The 22,643-nt window shown below is 59.3% G+C and carries 19 protein-coding genes; 10 read left to right on the top strand and 9 right to left on the bottom strand.

Annotated features, from left to right (window positions below):
• Positions 1-38: 38 nt before the first annotated feature.
• Together lacG and LK493_RS07755 are read right to left on the bottom strand one after the other, a co-directional pair.
• Positions 39-1,478, bottom strand: a complete 1,440-nt coding sequence (lacG, locus tag LK493_RS07760) for a 6-phospho-beta-galactosidase (protein ID WP_227790646.1) — start codon at positions 1,476-1,478, stop codon at positions 39-41.
• 66 nt (positions 1,479-1,544) lie between these two features.
• Positions 1,545-3,311 carry a lactose/cellobiose PTS transporter subunit IIB gene (locus LK493_RS07755; protein ID WP_227790645.1) on the bottom strand — a complete coding sequence of 589 codons (1,767 nt, stop codon included), beginning with the start codon at positions 3,309-3,311 and terminating at the stop codon, positions 1,545-1,547.
• Positions 3,312-3,668: 357 nt separating this feature from the next.
• Between LK493_RS07755 and LK493_RS07750 the strand changes: the two genes are divergently transcribed.
• The 7 genes from LK493_RS07750 to LK493_RS07720 all read left to right on the top strand — a co-directional run bounded on the left by LK493_RS07750 (position 3,669) and on the right by LK493_RS07720 (position 9,840).
• A complete protein-coding gene (locus LK493_RS07750; RefSeq protein ID WP_227790644.1) occupies positions 3,669-4,673 on the top strand; it encodes a LacI family DNA-binding transcriptional regulator in 1,005 nt (334 codons plus the stop codon).
• A 213-nt stretch (positions 4,674-4,886) separates the two neighbouring features.
• Positions 4,887-5,225: a PTS lactose/cellobiose transporter subunit IIA gene (locus tag LK493_RS07745; protein WP_006234827.1), complete on the top strand. Its 339-nt coding sequence runs from the start codon at positions 4,887-4,889 to the stop codon at positions 5,223-5,225.
• A gap of 327 nt (positions 5,226-5,552) precedes the next feature.
• Positions 5,553-6,524, top strand: a complete 972-nt coding sequence (locus tag LK493_RS07740; protein WP_227790643.1) for a hypothetical protein — start codon at positions 5,553-5,555, stop codon at positions 6,522-6,524.
• A gap of 307 nt (positions 6,525-6,831) precedes the next feature.
• The gene (gene lacA, locus LK493_RS07735) at positions 6,832-7,260 is read left to right on the top strand and encodes a galactose-6-phosphate isomerase subunit LacA (protein ID WP_006234830.1); all 429 of its coding nucleotides are present in this window, start codon (positions 6,832-6,834) and stop codon (positions 7,258-7,260) included.
• Positions 7,261-7,323: 63 nt separating this feature from the next.
• Entirely contained in the window at positions 7,324-7,848 is a 525-nt protein-coding gene (gene lacB / locus LK493_RS07730) for a galactose-6-phosphate isomerase subunit LacB (RefSeq protein WP_006234831.1), read from the top strand.
• Positions 7,849-7,967: 119 nt separating this feature from the next.
• Positions 7,968-8,849: an aldose 1-epimerase family protein gene (locus LK493_RS07725; protein ID WP_227790642.1), complete on the top strand. Its 882-nt coding sequence runs from the start codon at positions 7,968-7,970 to the stop codon at positions 8,847-8,849.
• 55 nt (positions 8,850-8,904) lie between these two features.
• Positions 8,905-9,840: a hexose kinase gene (locus LK493_RS07720; protein WP_227790641.1), complete on the top strand. Its 936-nt coding sequence runs from the start codon at positions 8,905-8,907 to the stop codon at positions 9,838-9,840.
• A 270-nt stretch (positions 9,841-10,110) separates the two neighbouring features.
• Here the strand turns inward: LK493_RS07720 and LK493_RS07715 are convergent, their stop codons facing one another.
• The 3 genes from LK493_RS07715 to LK493_RS07705 form a co-directional block, all read right to left on the bottom strand.
• The gene (locus tag LK493_RS07715) at positions 10,111-11,412 is read right to left on the bottom strand and encodes an ATP-binding protein (protein WP_227790640.1); all 1,302 of its coding nucleotides are present in this window, start codon (positions 11,410-11,412) and stop codon (positions 10,111-10,113) included.
• 277 nt (positions 11,413-11,689) lie between these two features.
• The gene (locus tag LK493_RS07710) at positions 11,690-13,318 is read right to left on the bottom strand and encodes a UDP-glucose--hexose-1-phosphate uridylyltransferase (RefSeq protein ID WP_227790639.1); all 1,629 of its coding nucleotides are present in this window, start codon (positions 13,316-13,318) and stop codon (positions 11,690-11,692) included.
• Positions 13,309-14,514, bottom strand: a complete 1,206-nt coding sequence (locus LK493_RS07705) for a galactokinase (RefSeq protein WP_227790638.1) — start codon at positions 14,512-14,514, stop codon at positions 13,309-13,311. Before LK493_RS07705 ends, LK493_RS07710 begins: the two co-directional genes overlap by 10 nt.
• Positions 14,515-14,897: 383 nt before the next feature.
• Here LK493_RS07705 and LK493_RS07700 point away from each other — a divergent pair, with 383 nt between their 5' ends.
• Together LK493_RS07700 and LK493_RS07695 are read left to right on the top strand one after the other, a co-directional pair.
• Positions 14,898-15,884: a LacI family DNA-binding transcriptional regulator gene (locus tag LK493_RS07700; RefSeq protein ID WP_227790655.1), complete on the top strand. Its 987-nt coding sequence runs from the start codon at positions 14,898-14,900 to the stop codon at positions 15,882-15,884.
• A gap of 129 nt (positions 15,885-16,013) precedes the next feature.
• A complete protein-coding gene (locus LK493_RS07695) occupies positions 16,014-17,174 on the top strand; it encodes an FprA family A-type flavoprotein (RefSeq protein WP_227790637.1) in 1,161 nt (386 codons plus the stop codon).
• Positions 17,175-17,239: 65 nt separating this feature from the next.
• Here LK493_RS07695 and LK493_RS07690 read toward each other — a convergent pair whose 3' ends face one another.
• Positions 17,240-18,043: a DeoR/GlpR family DNA-binding transcription regulator gene (locus LK493_RS07690; protein WP_227790636.1), complete on the bottom strand. Its 804-nt coding sequence runs from the start codon at positions 18,041-18,043 to the stop codon at positions 17,240-17,242.
• Positions 18,044-18,377: 334 nt separating this feature from the next.
• On the opposite strand from LK493_RS07690, the gene LK493_RS07685 reads away from it, so the two are divergent.
• Complete coding sequence (locus LK493_RS07685) at positions 18,378-19,235, top strand: class II fructose-bisphosphate aldolase (RefSeq protein ID WP_022095149.1); 858 nt, start codon at positions 18,378-18,380, stop codon at positions 19,233-19,235.
• 221 nt (positions 19,236-19,456) lie between these two features.
• On the opposite strand, the gene LK493_RS07680 is transcribed toward LK493_RS07685, so the two are convergent.
• The 3 genes from LK493_RS07680 to vsr all read right to left on the bottom strand — a co-directional run bounded on the left by LK493_RS07680 (position 19,457) and on the right by vsr (position 22,551).
• Complete coding sequence (locus tag LK493_RS07680) at positions 19,457-20,080, bottom strand: HAD family hydrolase (RefSeq protein ID WP_227790635.1); 624 nt, start codon at positions 20,078-20,080, stop codon at positions 19,457-19,459.
• Between the two features lie 56 nt (positions 20,081-20,136).
• Positions 20,137-21,066, bottom strand: a complete 930-nt coding sequence (locus LK493_RS07675) for an AraC family transcriptional regulator (RefSeq protein WP_227790634.1) — start codon at positions 21,064-21,066, stop codon at positions 20,137-20,139.
• 498 nt (positions 21,067-21,564) lie between these two features.
• Positions 21,565-22,551 carry a DNA mismatch endonuclease Vsr gene (vsr, locus tag LK493_RS07670; protein WP_227790633.1) on the bottom strand — a complete coding sequence of 329 codons (987 nt, stop codon included), beginning with the start codon at positions 22,549-22,551 and terminating at the stop codon, positions 21,565-21,567.
• Between the last annotated feature and the right edge of the window lie 92 nt (positions 22,552-22,643).

The raw sequence follows: 22,643 nt of genomic DNA, 5'->3' as shown, positions 1-22,643 counted from the left end.
TGGGGACAGGTTATGTGGGCGGGTAACCCCGCAAGCCGCTAGTCCAGACGACGGGTCTGCGCTACGTGCTTATACCAGTAGGCGCTTGCCTTGGGCGTGCGCTTCTGGGTTTCAAAGTCAACGTAGAAGAAGCCATAGCGCTTGTTGTATCCGTTGGTCCAGGAGAACTGGTCCTGCAGGCTCCACAGGAAGTAACCGCCCACGTTGACGCCCACCTCCATGGCCTTGAGCAACCAGCGCAGGTGCTGCTCGATGTAGTCGATGCGCGGCTGGTCGTCCACAAAGCCGTCTTTGTAGGGATCCTTGTAGCCCATGCCGTTTTCGGTAATGAAGATCTGCTTATAGTTGGGGTAGCGCTGCTTAATGTAGACGAGCAGATCGAACAGGCCCTCGGGATAGATGATCCAGTCCCAGTCGGTGGTGGGGATGCCAGGCTTGTTCACATGCTCGCCAATACCCTTAACGCGCCAGCGGCCGGTGCCCTTCTCGCCCGTACCGTTGTGGTGCAGGTCGTTCTCGCCATCGTAAGCCTTCAAAAAACGGCACTGATAGTTGTTAACGCCCAGGTAGTCGTTGTAGAGCGCGGCCTCGCGCATAATCTCGAGGTCCTCGTCCAGAATCTCGATGGTGCCGCCCGAGACGGCAGCCAGGCGGTTGGCGCACTCCAAGGTGTCAGGCGCGTAGTCGCCGCGCAAAGTGGCGTCGAGCAAGAACTGGTTCTGCAACACGTGCTCGTTATTAGCGGCTTTGATGTCGGCGGGGTCGTTCTCGTTGAGCGGGTACTTAAACTCCAGCGACTGGATGACGCCGATCTTGCCCTTAAAACCGCCGTTGTGGAAGGCCAGTACTGCCTTGGCGTGGGCGAGCATCATGTTGTGCTCGCACTGGAAGGCCTCGGCCAGATGCGCCTTGACGCCACCGGGGAAGGTGCCCTCGATGTAGGTGTTGGAGGCATCGGCCCAGATCTCATTAAAGGTGAACCAGTAGGTCACCTGGTCGGCGTACTCCTTAAAGCAGAAGGCGGCAAAGTCCACAAAGGCGTCGATGGTCTCGCGGTTGAGGAAGTCGCCCTTCTCAAAGAGGGGCAGCGGCGTATCGAAGTGATGCAGCGTGACAAACGGCTCAACGTGGTGCTTGTGACATTCGGCGAAAAGGTCGTGATAGAACTGGACGCCCTCGGGGTTAATCTCACCGGTGCCGTTGGGGAAGATGCGGCTCCAGGCGATGGAGAGGCGAATGCCGTTGATACCAAACTCCTCGCACAGCTTCAGGTCGACGGGGTACTGGTTGTAGAAGTCCGAAGCGGGATCGGGGGAAAAGCGCCCCTGGGCCTCCAGGAAGTCGTCCCAGGCAACCTTGCCCTTACCGTGAGTGCGGGTCTCGCCCTCTACCTGGTAGGCAGCAGTGGCGCCGCCAAAGACAAAGCCCTCGGGAAACTGCGCAGGCGGGTTGGTGACGCTAGCAGGGTTAACGGACATGATGATCCAATCGTCTAAATCGAAAAGCCAGCCGGCTGTGGATGGTCGGCTGGCCCTAAGTGTTACTTACTTCGAGAGTTGCTCGGAGACGAAGGCGAGAGACTTATCGCCGTTCTGGGAGAGCTCGATGTATTGCTTGCCGCGGCAGGCGACGCACTTGTTGCCCACGCGCTCGCAGTCCTTCTGCAGGTCGGCCAGGTAGCTGGCGGCCTGCGGGGCCAGGACGACCAGGTCAAAGTCGGGGAGCATATCCACGTGGTTGCCATAGGCCTCGGCAGCGGTCTCAAGATTGATGCCGCGCTCCTTGGCAGCCTTGGCCAGCGCGTTGGCGAGCAGGCCCGAGGTACCGCCGCCCTGGCAGAGCACGAGCACACGCTTGCCGTTGAGGTCGCTGGTGGCCGTAGCCTCGGCGGCGGCAGCAGGAGCGGCGTCGGCCTTCACGGCCTCGGCAGCAGCGCCGGCGGCAACGCTCTTGGCGTCAGCCTTGCCCTGGAAGGCATCGTTGAGCTTGGCGGCCTTCTCGGCGTTCTTGGCGGCGAGCTCCTCCTGGGAGATCTCGGCCTCCTCGGCGCACTTCTGGGCGTCATAGGCACGGAAGAACGGGTAGTACAGCGCAAAGTCGACGACCAGGATGATGGCGAGCATCACAAAGGCGAGCGGCTGGAAGCCCAAGCCCATGATGGTGCCGATGGGGCCGGGGACGGTCCAAGGCAGGGTGTACATAAAGCCGTTCATGCCCAAGAAGTCGATAAAGATCTTGAGGATCCAGATGTTGGCGATCGGGGCAAAGACAAACGGGACAAAGAAGACGGGGTTGAGCACGATGGGCGCGGCGAACAGCAGCGGCTCGTTGACAGCGAAGCAGACCGGGACGATAGCGGCCTTACCGACGGCGCGCATCTCCTGGGACTTGGCCAGGAAGCAGAACATAAAGACCAGGACGAGCGTGGCACCGGTGCCGCCCATGCAGACGACGAAGTACTGAGCACCCTGGGTCAGGACAGCGGAAGCGTGCTGGCCAGCCTGGAACGCAGCTAGGTTGTCGGTCATGTTGGCAACGAGAGCGGCGGCGATGGCGGGCTCGACGATCGAGGGGCCGTGGACGCCGACGAACCAGAAGAGGCTCATGGCGCCGTAAATCACAGCGAGGCCGATATAGCCGTCGGCAGCGGTGAACAGGGGCTGGAACACCTGGATGACGCCCTGGGCAAAGCAGAAGCCAAAAGCAGCGCGGAAGACGATGTCAAAAACCCAAAAGACGGCGATGCAGACGGAGAAGGGGATGATGTCCTTAAAGGTCTGCGAGATGTTGGGCGGAACCTGCTCGGGCATCTTGACGGTGATGTTGCGCTTAATGAAGAACTTGTAGATGATGCCGGTCACAAACGCAGCGATGAAAGCGGTCAGCAGGCCCTTGGAACCAAGGTAGGTGGTGTTGAAACCGCTGGCGGCGTCCGTGGCGATCGTGTCGCTCGAAAGGAGCAAGAAGCCGATGATGGCCGCGCACATGCATGAGATAAAGTTAATCTGGTTATTCTTGGGCAGGTCGCGGTTCTGAGCGTCGGCGAAGTGCTTGGCCGTGGTGGCGGCGCAGGCGATGGCCAGGATGCCCATGGAGTAGTTGTAGCACTTCCACAGAGCGTTGTTGATGTCATCGGGCCAGTAGAAACCCCAGATGTTGGGGACCGAGGCTACCAGGCAGAAGATGGACGAGAAGATGATGATGGGGATGACGGAGATAAAGCCGTCGCGGATCGCCTTGAGGTACTTGTTGCGGGCGATCGCGTTGAAAAAGGGCTGGCCCTTTTCGATGATGGCGATGAGTTGCTCCATGCAATGCTCCTAAGAGTCGGTGGGTTAGCAACGATGGTAGCTTTTGACGTTCGGTTGCCAAAATGTTGACGTTGCCATTTTGTGACACAAAAAAAGACGCGAACCGGTGGTTCCTGTGCCTGCGAACCGTCGATTCCTTACGCGTAAACGTTTGAGCCGCCCGGTGGCTCTGTGTTTGCACAATGGCAACGTTAACATTTGGGCGACAAAAGCCGTTCGGGGAAGCAAAAATGTCGGTGAACGGTAGGTTTTGGGTGGTGAGCGTATGGTGGGGGAGGCGTTAGATATACTTGAAGACGTTTCATTTGACTGCGTAGGGTGCCACCAATGGCATCGTTGACATAGAAAGATCGACCTATGGCCGCTGTTAAAAAATCGGTATCCGTCAAAGACGTAGCGCGCCTCGCGGGCGTCTCGGAGCAGACGGTCTCGCGCACCGTGCACGATTCGCCCAGCGTGCGCCCTGAGACCAAGGAACGCGTGCGTGCCGCCATGCGCGAGCTGGGGTATCGCCCCAATTTTGCCGGTCGATCGCTGCGCCGTGGCAGGTTTAAGACCGTCGGCGTCGCCATGTTCAACATTACCGGTACCGGCAACCTCGACCGTATGGAGGGCTTTGCCGCCGCGGCCGACAAACATGGCTATGCCATCACCCTCACTAAAGTAGACGGGCATCCGTATACCCTCGAGAGCGCATCGTCACGCATGAGCGCGCTGCCGGTAGACGGTATGGTCGTGATCATGAACCGCATGCCGGCAGACTTTGGCACTTTTGAGCCGCTGCCCGGTATGCAGACGGTGCTCGTTACCATGCTGGAGCACCCGCTCTGTTCAACGGTCGATAACGACCAGTTCGATTGCTCGCGTCAAGTTGTCGAGTACTTGCTGGGGCGGGGGCACAAGACTGTGCACTTTATCTCATGCCCCGAGCGCTCGCTTTCGGGCATGCGGCGCGAGGAAGGCTGGCGCGAGACATTGCGCGCGCATGGCATTGAGCCCCCGCAGCTCGTGCGCGGCGACTGGACGGCACAGAGCGGATATGCCGCAGGCCAGGCTCTGGCGGATGATCCGACCTGTACTGCCATCTATGCCTCCAACGATGCCATGGCATATGGCTGCATTCGCGGGCTCGAGTCGTGCGGAAGGCGTGTGCCCGAGGACGTGAGCGTGGTGGGTGTTGATGACAGCCTGGGCGATATCGTGCCCGACCGTCGCCTGACCACGGTGCGCTTTGACAACAAGCGCGTCGGCATGTGGGCGGTCGACAAGATTGCCGGCGCCGATGGGGGTGCGTCTGGCGTGGAGCACATGCTGATTCCCGGTGTGCTCGTAGAGGGCGATACGGTGCGCGATTTGCGTTAGGGTGCGGCCTGTTTGGGTTGCCGCTAATTGTGTTCGATATTGTTCAGATTGGTTTAAAAACCGTTCACGGGCGAAAAGTGACCGTTCATAGTTCGAAATTACGTTTTGAGCTGTTCTTTTTTGTTTGAATGTTATTGTTTCTGTCATACACAACGCAGCGCGTATGCCCGGACGCGATGCTCTCCATTGGTTCATATGTGAAAGGAACGCAATATGGCAACCAAAGAAGAAATCTCGATGGTTGGATTCGAGATCGTCGCATACGCAGGTGACGCCCAGACCGATCTGCTTGCAGCGCTCGATGCTGCTCGCGAGGGTGACTTTGAGAAGGCCGAACAGCTGCACAAGGATGCCAGCGATGCGCTCATCGGTGCCCACGACACGCAGACCAAACTGCTTTCGCAGGAGGCCGGCGGTGGCGAGATGGAGATGACCTTCATCATGGCTCACGCTCAGGACACCCTCATGACCACTATGATCCTGGAGAAGCAGACCCGCTTTACCATCGATGCCTACAAGCGCATCGCCGAGCTCGAGGCCAAGCTCGCCTAACGAGCCCTCACAACCAAGTCCCCTTCCAAAAGCTCTGCCGCTACCCGCGACAGGGCTTTTTCTGTCCTCCTCCAAGTTGCGGTGGAATAGGGACTGAATAGGGGCCGGCGGGCACAAAACAATCCCTATTCCACCGCAACTCATCCCGAGATAGTCATTGGGGACGTTCTTAAACGACTAGTCATTGGGGATAGTCTTGATGCGCTCCGTTCGTCTTCCCGTTCGATTTTTGCTCGGTGGGTATACTTCCTTTCGCATTAAACGCCGGACTGAGGAGGTATCCAAATGCCGGATAACGGGTCAATACAAAAAAGAGACGCGCGCGAGATGGCTCATGGGCGTCCTGTCCAGATAACCGAGCATGCGACGGTAACCGAGCTGCAGCCCAGCCTGTCCGATGTCGTGTGCGCAAACAAAAAGCTGCAGATTGGCTTTATCGTTGCGCTCGTGGTACTGGCGCTGCTGTCGGGCTTTGTAGCTCGTCCGCATTTCGCTGATACCAAAACATGGGACTCCACCATCGAGGTCATCGATCAAAAGAAAGGTAACGTACTGGCGCTCACGACCTCGTGCGTGGCGCTGTCTGCGGGCATTACCGCGCTGCCGGGTGATACGGGAACACCGGTTGCCGAGCAGCTCGCGCAGCTTTCGGGTAACTTGGGCATCGTGCTTGCCGTGCTCTACCTCGAGAAATACTTGCTGACCATTTTGTGGTCGGTTGGCCTGGGCATCCTGATCCCGTTTGCGCTGGTGCTCTTTGCGGTGTCGCTCGGCATTCACGGGCGCTGGAGCACGAGCGCCGTCCTGCGCCGCGTGGCGACTCGCGTGCTGGTGGTCGCCATGATCGGAATGGCCTTGGTGCCTGCAAGCGTATGGGTGTCGCAAAAGGTCGACGAAACGTATCGAGTGAGCATCGAGGCGGCCGAGCAAAAGGCGGCCGACGCTGCGGGTGCGGCAGATAGCGACAGCTCCAAAACAAGCAAGAAAAAGACCGAGTCCGCAGAGTCCAAGAGCGTGCTCGAGCAGCTTGCCGACGGTGCCTCGGGCCTCGTCACGTCGGTGACCAGCGGCGCCAAGCAGATGACCGATGAAATTGTGCAGCAAGTGACCGATCTCATCGAAGGCGTCATTGTGATGATCGTGACCTCGTGCGTTATCCCGCTGCTGGTGCTCGCGGCGTTTCTGTGGCTGGGACACACGCTACTGGGGATTGATATTTCCGGCCCAGCGAACTATTTGACGGGCCGCTTTCTGAGTGCTCCGTCCAAGCACGCCAAGAAGGGCAGGCAGTCTGAGTAGGCGGCAAAGCGTTCTTTGGAAGATCAACTGTAAGAAGGGCGGCCGAGACACGTTCTCGGCCGCCCTTTTGTTTGTTGAACACATGGTCGCTGCGTCCGCGCCCGGCTCAAACGGTCAGCAATCATCCGTGAACGGTATTTGTTCAAAAAAGAACAAAGATAAACAAATAGTTGTTGCAGTTTATGTTCGAATGTGTTCAAATAAACACGAACAGTGAAGAACCGCACGTTCAGATGCCCGGACCTGAACGCGATTCAACACTTCCAAACAGAAACTACGCAGCTGCGTATCTCTCAAGGAGGATGTCATGAGGGTTGTAATCGCTTCCGATGCCGACGGTATGTCGATGAAGGAGTCCATCAAGGAGATGCTCATCGCTGACGGTCACGAGGTCGTCGACTATTCCGAGACCCCTGCCGCGGACTTTGTCGATTCCGCGACCGCCGTTGCCAAGGACCTGCTGGAGCACAAGGATTCCCAGGGCTTCGCATTCGATAAGTACGGCGTCGGCTCCTATATGGCCGCCGTCAAGATTAAGGGCATGGTCGTCGCCAACATTTCCGACGAGCGTTCCGCCTACATGACCCGCGAGCACAACGGCTCGCGCATGGTCACCATGGGCCCGGGCGTTGTGGGCACCGAGGTCGCCAAGAAGATCGCCCGCGAGTTCCTGCGCGCCCAGTACGCCGGCGGCCGTCACCAGATCCGTGTCGACATGCTCAACAAGATGGCCTAACGAGAGCCACCGAGAACTCGAACTTCTACCTCAACTTGTGAATTCAGACGAAAGGACGTTCTGATGAAGAAGACCATCGCAATCGGTTGCGACCATATCGTTACGGACGAGAAGATCTATCTGGCCGACCGCCTGGAGCAGGCTGGCTACAAGGTGCTCGACTGCGGCACCTACAGCCACACCCGTACGCACTATCCCATCTATGGCAAGGCCGTGGGCGAGGCTGTTGCCAGCGGCAAGGCCGACTTTGGCGTGGCCCTGTGCGGCACCGGCATCGGCATCACCAACGCCGTCAACAAGGTTCCCGGCGCCCGCTGCGCCCTGGTCCGCGACATGACCTCTGCCCTGTATGCCCGTCGCGAGCTCAACGCCAACATCGTGGGCTTTGGTGGCAAGATCACCGGCGAGTTCCTGATGGCCGATATCATGCTTGCCTTCCTGGAGGAGCCCTACGAGAAGACCCCCGAGCACGACGCCCTGATTGCCAAGATCGATGCCTGCAACAAGGCCGACGCCGAGGCTCAGGCTGACCCGCACTTCTTTGACGAGTTCCTGGAGAAGTGGGACCGCGGCGAGTACCATGATTAGCGGGTATCCGGCGTAATTAACTAGTCCGTTGACGGCTCGCGTTTCTGTGAGGGGGCGCGGGCCGGTTTTCTATCAGCCCTATTGACTTGGCGGGCTGTCGTAAGAAAGGGAAGGCTCCTATGGAGTTTGTTCTTGATAACGGTTCTATCCGCGTAGCACTGAGCACGGCGGGCGGCTCGTTCACCTCAATTGTGGCCGACGGTCGCGAGTATCTGTGGCAGGGCGATCCGGCGGTGTGGTCGGGCCAGGCACCTATTTGCTTCCCGATCTGCGGCGGTCTTCGTGACGGTCGCGCAATGACCATGGGCGGCCGCGAGGTTAAGCTCGCCCGCCACGGCTTTGCGCGCAAACAGGAGTGGAAGCTCGAGGAGCAGAGCGACAACATGGTTGCGCTGAGCCTAAGCTCTGCCGACCATGCCGAGTTGCTCGAGCAGTACCCGTATCCGTTTAAGATCGTTGCTCGTTACACGATCGATGCGGCAAAGGTGGCCGTTTCGTACGAGGTGACCAATGAGGGCACCGAGGACATGCCATTCTTTGTGGGCGGTCACCCTGGCTTTAAGTGCCCGCTCGACGAGGGCGAGTCCTATGACGACTACGAGCTCCGTTTTGAGCAGCGCGAGGCCGCCGAGCTCTGTACTGCCGTTCCCTCGACGGGCCTGATTGATGTTGAGCGTCGCAGCAAGAACCCGATGGTTGGCCATGACCTGCCGCTGACCCACGAACTCTTTGACTTCGCGGAGACCATCTTTGACGTGCTCGAGAGCCGCGTGGTTACGCTGACCAAGAAGACCGAGGACAAGGGCGTGCGCCTGACGTTCCCCGATATGCCGTACCTGATTGTGTGGAGCAAGCCCGAGGGGGACTTTGTGGCCGTGGAACCGTGGGGCGGCCTGTCCACCTGCTCCGACGAGGACGATATTCTGGAGCACAAGCGCGGCTGCCTGGTGGCCAAGCCGGGGGAGACCGTTACCCGCGGCTTTGAGATCGAGATCCTTTAACGAGCTATCGTATGTTTGGGGCCGCGCGTGTCGTGCCCCGGAACAGGAGTTCAACATGATTCTGACCGTTACCATGAACCCGTCGATTGATACGCGCTATCAGCTCGACAAGCTGATCATCGACGACGTGAACCGTGTGACGCCCGAAAAGACCGCTGGCGGCAAGGGCCTCAACGTGAGCCGTGTGCTGCTGCAGTTGGGCGACGATGTGCTCGCGACCGGTCTGCTCGGCGGACACATGGGTGCCTATATGGCCGAGCTCATGGATGCCGATGGCGTCAAGAACGACTTTGTGCCCATCGCCGGTGAGACGCGCATTTGCCTGAATATTCTGCACGAGGGCAATCAGACCGAGCTTTTGGAGAGCGGTCCGCAGATTGCTCCCGCCGAGCTCCAGGCCTTTACGGCCAAGTTTGCCGAGCTCGCGGCGAAGGCGGATGTCGTGACGCTTTCGGGCTCGCTGCCGCGCGGTGTCGATGCCGGCTACTACGCCGAGCTGGTCAAGATTGCCGAGGAGGCGGGCGCCAAGGTGCTGCTCGATACCTCGGGTGCATCGCTGGAGGCCGCGCTGGAGTCCGACGCTAAGCCTGAGCTCGTAAAGCCCAACCTGACCGAGATCAACGGCCTGCTGGGTACGTCCTTTACGACCGATGATGTCGATGCCCTGCGCGAGGCGCTTGCCGCCGATGGCCGCTTTGCCGGTATTCCCTGGGTTGTCGTTTCGATGGGCGCTGCCGGTTCGGTGGGCTTCCATGAGGGCCGTGCGTTCCGCGCCAAGACGCCCGCGATTGCGGCTGTGAACGCGACGGGTTCCGGCGACTCGACCATCGCCGGCTTTGCGCATGCGATTGCTGCTGGTGCCGACGACGTCACGGTGCTCAAGACCGCCAATACCTGCGGCAAGCTTAACGCCATGGATCCCAAGACCGGCCACCTGGTCATGGATCGCTGGGACGAGGTCTACAACAGCGTTGAAGTAACGGAGCTTTAGGGTTACGGCGTCGAGTTACGGCGTTTTACCAAACGCCGTAACCTGCCGACGCTGCGCGGGCCGCATTTGGACAATCTGACGTTCAACTTCAAGGGCGCGACCAGAAGGTCAGCGCCCTTTCGTTTCGCGTCACCTTGTCTCAAATGCGGCCCGCTCGCTGTCGTTTCCAAGACATCGGCGTTGCCTTGCTTCGGGAATGCGGCAGATAGGGACGTTCCTTTTCTGCTGGCAGTTTGGGACACTCCTTACGGGGCACCCCCTCCACAGCGCCTATGCCAGCTTGTCGATTTGCCCAATCTCCCAGAGCGGAATGTTGACGAGCGTGCCCTCGTCTCTATATGCCGCTAACGATGTTCTCACGCAGCGCTCGAGCTTGAACTTCTCGCAGGCAATCCTCAGGCTCTTTGCTTTGAGATTCTCTGCTGCCTTGACCTCGAGCGGAAGCACGGTCCCCGCATGGTCGATGGCAAAGTCAGTCTCTGCATTGCCGGAGGAGGATGACCAATACGCGGGAGTTTTGCCTTGGAGCAAAAGCTCCTGTGCGACGTATTGCTCGGTCAGCGAGCCTTTGAACTCCGTAAAAACAGCGGGCCCGTTCAGAACAATGGCTGGCGTGAGGCCGGAGAGTGCTCCGAGGATGCCGGTGTCGATGCAGAACAGCTTGAAGCCCGAGAGATCCTCGTAGCTTGTGAGCGGTGCTCTTAGGGCGGAAACACGTGGTACCTTATGAACGATTCCATAGTCCATGAGCCACTGGAGGCTTTCCTCAAAATCGCGTGCGCGCGCCCCGGGACGAAGCGCGCCGTAGACGAACTTCTTGTTTTCCTTTGCGAGCTGGCCGGGAAGGGATTTCCAAACCAGCCTCATGCGCTCGACGATGCGGGCTGGCGCATGCTTGCCAAAATCGGATTCATAAGCTTCGATGATTTGCTGCTGAAGCCTGCGGGCCTCGATGAAATCGTGGGAGGCGGCGAAAGCGGAGACAACTTCTGGCATGCCACCGACAACGAGGTATTCCTTGAGCAGGCGCTCGAGCTTTTCGGAAACGTTCGCCAGCAGGTCCATGTCTGCGGCAAGGATGGCATCTGCGAGCGGATCGCCATCGACGGCACGAACGAACTCGACAAACCCCATGGGGCGCATGGTAAGCTGGTCGATCTTGCCGACGGGGAACGACTCGTTTTCGCGTCGGAGCGCGAGCCCCATATAGGAGCCGGCTGCCATGATATGGTATTCCGGCGCCAGCTCGTTGAAGTATTTGAGCGAGGTGATGCCACGCGGTGCCTCTTGGATTTCGTCGAAGATGATGAGCGTGTCTGTCGGCGTTATGGTCTGGCCGCGCAGGAGCTCTATCTGGGAGATGATGCGTTTGGGGTCAAGGCTTCCGTCGAACAGCGAACGTGCGCCCGGTTCGAGCATAAAGTCAAAACGGATGACGTTTTGATACTGCTGGCCTGCGAATTCGTTGAGAAGCCAGGTTTTTCCCGTCTGGCGGGCCCCCTTAAGCAGGAGGGGCTTGCGGTTTGACCTAGATTTCCAAGCGATGAGTTCGTCCATTAGCTGTCGCTGCATACTGCCCCCTAACGATCATGGTTAGTATAAGACCGTCTTGGTCTTTCCATCGAAAAATGTGGGAGTAAACCACGTTTTTCCATCGAATAATGTGGGGTTTAGGTCGGCACCTGGGGCGCTCCTTCTCTGCCGGCAGTTTGGAACACTCCTTGTTTTGGTGCAAATTAGCTACCCTTGCATCAGAAAACGGCGCCCGCCGGCGATGTTGCCGGCGGGCGCCGTTGTCGTGTAGGTGGCTATGTCGTGGGGGCTGCCGTTGAGCGTCCGGGTCTGTGCTCTACAGCGAGTCGATAAAGCGCTGCTGGGCGGCGCGGCCGGCTTCGTCCCACTTAAAGACGCCGGCGTTGTCGAGCACGTGGCCAAACACCACGCCGACCTCCTCGTGCAGGATATCGATGGCGTTATCCACCGTAAGCTCGTCGGCGCGGCGAGCAAAGACGTCCTCGGCCCACGCGGCATGGCTGCGACAAAGATCATCGCCCTCGAGCGCACCGGCAAGATCGTAGCTGGCATCGACCTTGGCTGCCAGCAGATGCTCACGGACAGCGCCAAGCTCGGGAACCAGGCGCGGCGGCAGAATGGCCAGGCCCATGACCTCGATCAGGCCGATGTTCTCCTTCTTAATGTGGTGGTACTCGGCATGCGGGTGGAAAACGCCTAGCGGGTGCTCGTCGGTCGTGATATTGCAGCGAAGCGCCAGGTAGGCCTCGTAGATCTCGCCGCCGGCATTTCCGCGAGAGTCGACGCGGCGGATGACGGGCGTCACGGTGTTGTGCGCCACGCCATCGGCTGTGTACGCGATGACGCCCACAGACTCATCGGTCCACTCGCGCCAGGCGAGGATAATCTTCTCGGCAGCGTCGAGCAGCTGGGCGCGGTCATGCGAGCGCAGGCGCAGCACCGAGAGCGGCCACTGCAGCACGGTACCGCTAACCTGATCAAATCCGGGCACGCTAAACTGCGAGATCTCGGCGGCGTGCATCATGGGGAACTCGTGCGCGCCGCCCTGGAAGTGGTCGTGCGACAAGATCGAGCCGCCCACGATAGGCAGGTCGGCGTTGGAGCCAATAAAGTAGTGCGGGAACAGGTCGACAAAGTCAAGCAGACAGGTCAAACTCTTGCGGTCCACGTGCATCGGGCGATGCTCGGAGTTCATAGCAATGCAGTGCTCGTTAAAATACGCATACGGGCTGTACTGGAAACCCCAGCGCTCGCCGTCGAGCTGGATGGGAATAACGCGCAGGTTCTGACGGGCGGGATGAGCGCCGCCGTCGGCTGCGGCGGAGCGTCCGGGGTAGCCCTCGTTTTCGATGCAGAGCTGGCAGGCGGGATACTTCTCGCCCGTGTTCTTGGCTACACCTGCCGCGGCGATATCGCGCGGGTCCTTCTCAGGCTTGGACAGGTTGATAGTGATCTCAAGATCGCCCCAGTTGGTGGGGGTGCTCCATTTGATGTTGCGCGCGATGGCGGCACGGCGCACGTAGCCGGCGTCGCAGCACAGGCCGTAGAACCAGTCGGTTGCGGCGCGGGGCTCGTTGACGCCCATACGTCCGTTGAACTCTTCGTTTACAACCGAAGGCCTCGGCGTGAGCACGCCCATGATTCGCATGGCGATGCGGTCGCGGCCCGATGCTGTGTCCTCGGCGGCACCGTTGGCAACGGCGGTCTCGGAAAGCGCGGCAAGCGTGCCTTCAAGGTCAAAGTCGGGCAGGGTATCGGGGTGCAAGAGCGAGAGTTTCTCAACCTGGAGCGCCCAGGCCATATCGAGCGCGGGCCCCGTAGCGCCGATGCACTCCAAAATGGTGTTGTATGCCCAGATGCGGTCGTCCTGGCCGATCATCGATCGGTGGATGGCGTACTCGATCAGGTTCTGTGCGGCCTCGCGCACGTCAGTCATTACAGCCATGCCGCGTAAGCCCCCTTGTCAGAGATGGCGTAGTGACGGGCAGAGCCCTCGCCCAGCCAGCCGTTCATCTTGGCAATGAAGGTGTCGACCAGGTCGAGCGGCACGAAGGCCTGGATGGTGCCACCAAAGCCGCCACCGTGGATACGGACGGCGCCGCGGCCGTCGAGCACGTGCTCGGCCAGCGCCAGGGCATACATGGAAGGCTGCTCGGAACCCAGCTTGGCAACAACATTCTGCAGGTACATGGCAGAGCTGGCGCCGGACTCGCGCGTCAGGACCAGGAACTGGTCGATGTCGCCGGCGTTCAGAGCTGCCCAGCGCTTGTCGACCAGGCCGTTCTCGTACCAGTAGTGAACGGCGCGCAGGCAGGCACGGTCGCCCAGCTTGGCACGCAGCTCGGGGAGCTTGGCGTCAAAGTCCGCCACGTTTACCTCGCACAGGCGTGCCTTGCCAAACTCGGCAGCGACGTCCTGCATCTCGCGCGGAACGGCGGCGTAGTCGTCGGTGGCGGCCACGTGGTCGGCACCGACCTTAACGAGCACGAGCGCATAGCCGTGATCCTCAAAGTTGAGCTCGAGCTTCTGGGTTTTAGGCTGAGCCTGGTCCTCAAAGTCCATGTAGGCGAGGCCGCCCAGGCACACAGCGGCCTGGTCCATCAGACCGCAGGGCTTGCCGTAATAGTTGTTCTCGGTGCGCTGGCTCATCTGGGCGAGCGCGACGGGCTCGACGGCGGGTGCTCCCCAGAGGGTTTCCATGGCACGACCGTACGCGGCCTCGACGGCGGCAGAGCTGGAAAGGCCGCCGCCCGAGGGGACGGAGCAGGTGAAGGCGAAGTCGAAGCCGTGGGGCTCAACGCCAAGGGCTGCAATCTCGTGCGCCATGCCGCGGACGAGGCTTGCGGACGTGCCCTTCTCGGACTCCTGAACATCCAGCGTATCGAGCGTGATCTCAAACGTAGGATAGCCCTCGTCGGCGACGCGAATCTTGTTGGAGTCGGTTGCCACGGCGATGCCGTCGACAGCGACATCGAGCGAGCCGGCGATAACGTGACCGCCTTCGTGATCGGTGTGATTACCACTGATCTCGGAACGCCCGGGCGCGTGCACGTAGAGCACCTGGCGGTCGCCGATGGGGCCAAACTCCTCCTCAAATAGCTTGGTGAGCGTGGCGAGTGTCTTTTCGTCGGGGGTGGTCATGGGAGTCCTTTCCTTGGCGCGCCCGGGTGGGTTTTGCGTCGTTATGAGTACGTTAACAACTTGAAGCGGCATGAACCAAGTGTTCACGATACCGCACGTTACGGGCTATGTTAACGTACTCATAACACAACGCTTGTCACTTTTTGAGAATCTGGTAATCGGTAGAAATACAGCCGTGAACGGTACTGCTGTATGGACTTATAAAGCAGAAGAGTTGCGGATTGAAAAAGTAGAGTACGTTAGCATGCGTCCGACGATGGCGGGCCTCGGCGCGGGATGTATTTCTGCCCGGGCCGGCATGCACGCTATTCAGATCTCGCAAGGGTGAAGGTGATCCTGTGGCAAGGCGCCCGTCCAACGATACAGGTACGCGTCCGGTCTCCATGGCCGACGTCGCCCGCGCTGCTGGCGTTTCGCAGCAGACGGTTTCGCGCGTCGCCAACGGCTTGCCCAACGTTAACGAGCAGACGCGCCAGCGCGTGCAGGCCGCTATGCAAGAGCTCGGCTTTCGTCCGAGTTATGCCGGTCGCTCGCTGCGCGACGGCCGTTACCATTCGGTCGGCCTATGCATCAACGATGTCACCAAGTTTGGCAACCTCTCAATGATCGATGGCATCGCCAGCGCTGCTCGCGAGCATCATTGCGCCATCACGCTGGTCGAGATGTCCAAGACCGAGGAATTCTCGCTTGCCGAGGCCACGCGTCGTATGGCCGCATTGCCGGTGGACGGCATCATCATCGGTATGAGTCGCATGGCGCCCGACTTTGAGACGTTTGATCCGTTGCCGGGCATTGGCACGGTCATCGTTACCATGTACGCGCATCCGCGCGTGACCACGGTCGATTCCGACCATTACGGCTGCTCGCTCTTGCTAATGGATCACCTGTTTGAGCTGGGGCACGAGCAGATTCGCTATATCGGCGGCCCGTCGTTCTCGGTCGACGAGCAATTTCGTCGCGCCGGTTGGCAGGATGCGCTCGAGCGTAAACACATCGAGCCGGCAGAGCCGCTCGAGGGCGACTGGTCTGCCAACAGCGGCTACGAGGCCGGCAGGTACCTGGCCGAGCACGATCACACCATGACGGCGATCTATGCGGCAAACGATCAGATGGCAAATGGCGCGATTGCCGCGCTGCGTGATAGCGGCCTGCGCGTGCCCGAGGACGTGAGCGTGGTGGGTGTCGACGATTCGCTCGATGATTTTGTCGCGCATAACGAGCTCACGACCGTTCGATTCGATTTGCATCAGCGCGGACGCGAGGTATTCGAGCATGCGGTTCCCGAGGCGGGTACGGCGGGCAAAACCGTTGCCATTCGTATTCCCGGCCAGCTCATTATTCGACATAGCACGGCGATACCACGCTCATAGTTTACGCAGGTAAACGGCGATTTATCGTATTTCAATAACAATCGGTAAGGATGCCGGCAGATAACAGTTGGAATGCTGCCGAGTGCTATGATAGACGGGCTCTTTTGTCTATCTAGGAGGCTTTGCCTGATGGAGATCACCAAGGATATCCGCTACATCGGTGTCGACGACCACGACATTGACCTGTTTGAGGGCCAGTACGACGTGTCCGAGAACGGCATGGCATACAACAGCTATGTTATCTTGGGCGATAAAATCGCTGTCGCCGATTCGGTTGACGCTGGCTTTGTCGACGAATGGCTCGGCAACCTCGAGGCCGCGCTCGACGGCCGTACGCCCGACTACCTGGTTGTCCATCACATGGAGCCCGATCACTCCGCCGGTATCGCCGCCTTTATGGAGCGCTATCCCCAGGCCCAGATTGTGGCTAGCATGGGCGCCTTCCGCATGATGGTCAACTACTTTGGCACCGACTACCCCGAGCGCAAGATGGTCGTCAAAGAGGGCGATGTGCTCGACCTGGGCGGCCACAGCCTGACCTTTATCGGCGCCCCCAACGTTCACTGGCCCGAGGTGATCTTCTCCTACGAGTCCACCGACAAGGTGCTCTTTAGTGCCGACGGCTTTGGCAAGTTTGGCGCCAACGACATCGAGGATCCGGAAGGGTGGGCTTGCGAGGCTCGCCGCTACTACTTTGGCATCGTCGGTAAGTTCGGCAAGTTCGTGCAGGCCGTCCTCAAGAAGGCCGCCGACCTGGACATCCAGATCATCTGCCCGCTCCACGGCCCCGTGCTGACCGAGAACCTGGGCTACTACCTCGACACCTATAACACCTGGTCGAGCTATCAGCCCGAGGACGAGGGCATCACGATCGCCTATGCGAGCGTGTATGGCCATCTGAAGGCTGCCGTCGAGGAGCTCGCATCTGCGCTCGAGGCTCGCGGCCAGAAGGTCTCCGTCTTTGATCTGGCTCGCGACGACATGGCCGAGGCCGTTGAGGATGCGTTCCGCTACGACCGTCTGGTGCTCGCCTCCATTACCTATCAAGGCGAGATCTTCCCGTGCATGAGCACCTTCATCCACACGCTCGCCGAGCACGCCTATCAGAACCGTACGGTGGCGCTCGTTGAGGCCGGCTCCTGGGCGCCCGCTGCCGCCAAGGTTATGACCAAGGAGCTCGAGGGTATGAAGGACATCACCCTGACGCAGAACAAGGTGACCGTGCTGGGCTCGCTCAACGACGCCTCGCGCGCTCAGATCGAGGCCCTCGCCGACGAGCTGTCCAAGTAACAACGGCTCGCTTCTACCGTCAAAACCACCACAAAGGGGACAGGCACCTTTGTGGTGGTTTTTGTTTAAGCGCCGGCGATGACGAGGGCTGGACGTGAGCTGTCAGTGGCCTCGGCGATCGAGGTGGCGACGGCATGGTCGGGGTCACGGTCCATCACGATGGAGTCGACATCGGCAAGCTCGGCAAAGCGGTACATGCCGCGTCCGTTAACCTTGCTGGCGTCCATGAGGGCGACGCTTTGATGGGCCGCGGCGATCATAGCCGTTTTGGTCTCGGCCATCTGGGGAAAGTCGGTCGTAAAGCCGCAGCTGGGGACAAAGGCGCCGGGGCACATGACGGCCAGATCGGCATGGACCATTTGGAGCGCCTGCATAGTGAGCGGTCCGTACAAATAACGATGGCCTTTGCGCAGCGCCCCGCCCAGCATGACGACATCGACTGAGGGCATGCTCTCGTCGATGTAATCGGCAATGGTAATGTCGGCCGTGATGACGGTGATACCGTCGCGCTGATCGAGGAGCCGGACGAACTCGAGCGCCGTGGTGCCCGAGTCGACGAGCAGCGTGTCGCCGTCATTGACGAACTCGATGGCGCTTTGCGCGATGGCCTGCTTGGCGGCGACGTTGACATTGATGCGGCGATCTTGCGTGGAGACGGTCAGACGTTTGTGGAGTGATACGGCACCGCCGTGCGTGCGGCGCAGCTTGCCTGCTTCGGCGAGCGCGTCCAGGTCGGCGCGGGCGGTGACGGAGGACACGCCAAAGGTCTGGGCGATTTCTGCTACCTGCACCGAGGCATTATGATCGAGCATTTCCATAATGGCGGTACGGCGTTCGTCGGCAAAAGCGCGGTTGTTGGCTTGGGCCATGCTTGCTCCATTCTCGGCTAAATTTGCAGGAATTGTGTTGACTCTATTTTCGTTCATTTTCTTTTTGAGTAAGAAAACACCTTTCGATTACTTATCTTTTCTATAAAAGAAAGACGCTGAACGCCTAAAATTCAATATCGAACATGTCCACTCGGCTCAAATTCCTTCCGTTTACTTTTCAAAAACGACTGTATTGACCTGCATGGGCTCAATATCTCGCGCGTGTAAAGCCGCTGAATTTCATACAATGGGCGCAGCAAAACGCAAGGTAAAACGCCTTGCGAACAACTACGCCCGATGTCCAGATGCGGGCGAGGGAGAGGAGCAAACGCTCATGGCACTTGTTACCACCGAAAAGATGCTCAAGGACGCTCAGGCCGGCCACTACGCTGTTGGCGCTTTCAACGTCGAGAACCTCGAGTTTGTTATGGCCGTTCTGGCCGCTGCCGAGGAGACCAAGTCCCCCGTCATCATGCAGACCACCCCGGGCACCATCAAGACCGCTGGTCTGGACTACTTCTACGGCATGGTCAAGGCTGCCGCCGAGCGCGCTTCCGTGCCCGTCGCTCTGCACCTCGATCACGGCGATGGCTATGACCGCTGCATGCAGGCTTTCCGCACGGGCTACACCTCTGTCATGATCGACGGTTCGCACGAGTCCTTCGAGGACAACATCGCCCTGACCAAGTCCGTCGCCGACGCTGGCCGCGCCATGGGCGTGCCTGTCGAGGCTGAGCTCGGTAAGGTTGGCGGCAAGGAGGACGACGGTCCCGCGGTTGAGGGCGAGAGCCCCTACACCGATCCTGCCGAGGCCAAGGAGTTCGTCGAGCGTACCGGCTGCACCTCCCTCGCAATTGGCGTTGGCACCAGCCACGGTGTGTACACGAGCGATCCGCACATCGAGCAGTCCGTGGTCAAGGCCATTCGCGACGCCGTCGACGTGCCGCTGGTTCTGCACGGCACCTCCGGTGTGCCCGATGAGCAGGTTGCCGAGGCTGTGAAGAACGGCATCTGCAAGGTTAACTACGCCACCGAGCTGCGTCAGGCCTACACCAAGGGCTTCATGGCCTACATGGCCGAGAACCCTGCTTGCTTCGATCCCAAGAAGCCGGCCAAGGAGGGCATGCGTGAGATCACCGAGCTGGTTAAGATCCGCATGACCAACCTCAACTCTGTGGGCAAAGCAGAGTAACAGCAAGGGTACTCCGACTCGCTACATATCCCGGGGAGGGACGAGGGCTTAGTTCCCCAATCGTCCTCGGGCATGCAAAAAGCCTCGCTGCGCACTTCGTGCGGCGAGGCTTTTTGCCCCCTGCGGAAAGATTGGGGAGCTAAGCCCTCGTCCCTCCCAGGTTGACCTACTCGAGGTCGTCGCCCTTGTGGCGTTAGGACTGCGAATTTGGGATGGGAGGGTTACTTGGTTGTTAGGGCTAACAGGTCGTTGGGGGTTTTGAGGTTGTAGGTGGCGTTTGGGATGTCTTGGTGTGATCCCCATGCCGCTCTGGCAAAACTGACCCCTGCCGAAGTTGCGCATTGTTCGTCGTAGACGGTGTCGCCAACGTAGACGACGTTGCCAGGATTCGCGCCCGTACGCCGGAGATATTCGAGCATGGGAGCGGGTGCGGGTTTATGTTCGGTTGTGTCTTCGACAAGGATGATGTGCTCAAAATACTTATCGAAGCCAAGGGGTGCAATTTCTTTTGCGTATTCGTCGCGCGCACGTGAGGAGACGATGCCAAGTTTGCAGCCGTTGTCGGAGAGTGTCGCGATAACTTCGTGCAAGCCGGGAAACACGCTGATGGTGCTTTTAAAGCTGGCGGCAACTTGGCACCAGCGATCCAGCGTTGCCTGTGAGTAGATCCCAAGTTTCTCAAGGGCGTTCTTGCCGGGTATGCCGAGGGCAAATTCAAGCTCGTGTCGGGGGAGCGTTTTGCCGGTTTCTTCTTGGACAATCTGGCCAAGTGATGACAGAACGCTTTCTTCTGTATCTGCCAATGTCCCATCAACGTCAAATGCGATATGGTCAAAGTGCTTCATATGATTGCTCCTCTCTGTTGTTTGCCTGCAAGTTTGATGCAGTGACAGAAGAAGGGCTAGCGGGATTTCTGCCTGGTGCTATCGAGATTCTGCCTCGCTGCTCGATAGCTCGAAGGAGTGCACCCCATTTGTTCTTTAAATACCTGGCCAAGATGGCTTGCTGTTATAAAGCCGCATTGGCGCGCGACTGCCTGGACCGTTCGCGTGGTGTGTGCCAAAAGTTCGCAAGCACGGTTTACGCGGTATGCGCGCAGATATGCCGCCGGGGTCGTTCCTGCGCAAGCTTCGATAATGCGGTAACACTCTCTTTCGCTTACGCCGGCTGCAGATGCCATCTGGGGCACATCTATAGTGGCTGCATAGTTTGCGCGGATATAGTCCAGGATTGCCTTGAACTGTACGTCGCGGTTGGTCATCCAAGAGGCGTTGTCGGAGGAAAAGAGCGGTTCGGCCTTGGCGTAAATCTGAATCCAGAGCTCTGACAAGCTATTCCGAAGCGCCATCTCGTTCTGCGGCCGTTGAAGGTCGTGGTTAAAGGAACTCTTTAGCAAATCGATAAAGGGCATATCGTCGGGGTTGGTGGGCGACCATTTGAGCACATCGACGCCTCGACATTGAAGCAATGGGTTGATGTAGCGCTTTTGGAGACGTCCCGCGGGATCGCCGAGCATCGACGGCTGAAAGATATGCAGCATTTGAATGGCTGGCGCCGAATTGGGTGATTGCAGCGTGCTGTGCAAAACGCCGCCGTTGATAAAGCCGGCGGACCCTTCCTCAAAGCGTACGTGCTCATGAGCCGCGCGCGTTCGATAGTCAATCGCTCCCTGCTCCATGTAGAAAAGCTCAACTTCGGAATGCCAGTGCCAGGGGACGGAATTGCCCGGATAGCGAGCGAATTCTGCGCGTTCGGCAATATAGGGCCAGTCTTCGGCGGTCTCGGGAAACGCTTCCTCGCGTCCTCCGCGGTGCAATTCTATGTGATCCATGTTTCGCATGGCATCAGTATAAAGCGCGATGGGCTTAGATTGCTCTTGCCTGTTCGGGGAACGCCTTGTCTAGGGATGCCTGGAGCTTTTCGAAGGATGCTCGCAAGTTGAGGCTCTGATTGGTTGAGCGGTTGGTTTTTGTGGTGGGGGAGTCGAGGAGGCTGTTTCTCTGTGTCGGGGGGAAGGAGAAAAGGTTTGCATGTTTTAGGGATGGCTGCTGTGCTGCGTCATTGGAAGAATGCATGCTTATGCGGCCTCCTCGATGTCCACCAAAAGGTTGCGCACGGGGTGTGCTGCTAGGTCCCGTGCGTTGGCAGTATTATGCCGCGGCTGTTGCAAAGAAGCGCTAAAGAAAGGCTTAATCAGGTTTGATGTAACCATGAAACCGCAGCTCAAGGCTATCGAGTAACACTCTTGAAAGGTTTTGAGCTTAAGGGCTTTCTAAGGTTTGTGGCGCGGGTGTGGTTCGCCTGTGTGGGGCGTGTGGATGGCTCGTTCCTAGCGCTGCGGCTCTGCGGCGCGCACCTGCTCGACGACCTTTTCCATCGTGGCGTCGATGCGGTCTTTCTTGAGCTCACATTCCCAGATGGTTATGGGTGTCCAGCCCATTTGAGTGAGTGCTGCCACGGCAGCGCGGTCGCGCTCGACGTTGCGACGGAACTTTGCCTCCCAAAACTCAACGTTGCGCTTGGGCTGGCTCGGGTTGCACTTGGGGCAGCGGTGCCAAAAGCAGCCGTTGACGAAGATGGCAATCTTGCGCCCAGGAAAGGCGATGTCGGGCTTGCCGGGAACCTTCCATTCCAGGCGATAGCCGGTGAGGCCCGCTGCGCGCAGGCGCTGGCGAACGAGCAGCTCTGGCTTGGTATTGGCGCGCTTGTTGCCCTTCATGGACTTTTTGATGGCGGCGCGACGGCGGACCAGTTCGCGCTCGTCAGCGGAGAGGTCCGAGGTATCGATGCCGTCGAGCAGACCGGGCTTGGGACGCTTCTTGCTGCGGCGCTTAGGTGCGCGCTTGGGTTTGGTGGCGGGTTTGTCGGCTGTGTTGGGCACGGCGTCATCGGCGGAGCTTGTCTCGAGTCGGTCTTCCTTCAGCTCAATCAGGGCATCGATAAGCCCCTTGTCGGCGGGCATCCATTCCACCGTGGCAAGCGAGGCGCGCGGAATCCAGCGGATATCGAGCTGGCGGTCGTGCTTCTGGGGTTCATCGGATTCATCGGCGAGCGAGCAGTAGTAGCACTCCATGGAGAGATGGAAATCGGGGTAGTCATACTCAACGGTATAGAAATCGCGCAGGTTGGTGACTTTTACCTGCAGCTCTTCCATGAGCTCGCGGCGTACGGCGTCCTCGGGCGTCTCGCCGCGCATGAGCTTGCCACCGGGGAACTCCCAAAGTCCCTGCATGTCGCCATAGCCGCGCTGCACGGCCAGTAGCTCGTCGGATCCTTCCTTGCGAATGATCCCAGCGGCAACATGAACAGTCTTCAACAGGAGTCCTCTCTCAGCATCAACACATGGCAGGGCGGTTCATTTGGGACGGGGCTTTTTTGACTACCCACGGGATGCCCCTTTGCCTCGTC

It is taken from the genome of Collinsella aerofaciens (genome assembly GCF_020709435.1).
In the GTDB taxonomy this organism is placed as follows: Bacteria; Actinomycetota; Coriobacteriia; order Coriobacteriales; family Coriobacteriaceae; genus Collinsella; species Collinsella aerofaciens_AU.
Note: the sequence above shows the minus strand (reverse complement) of the source record. Positions and strands in the feature narration are given on the sequence as shown.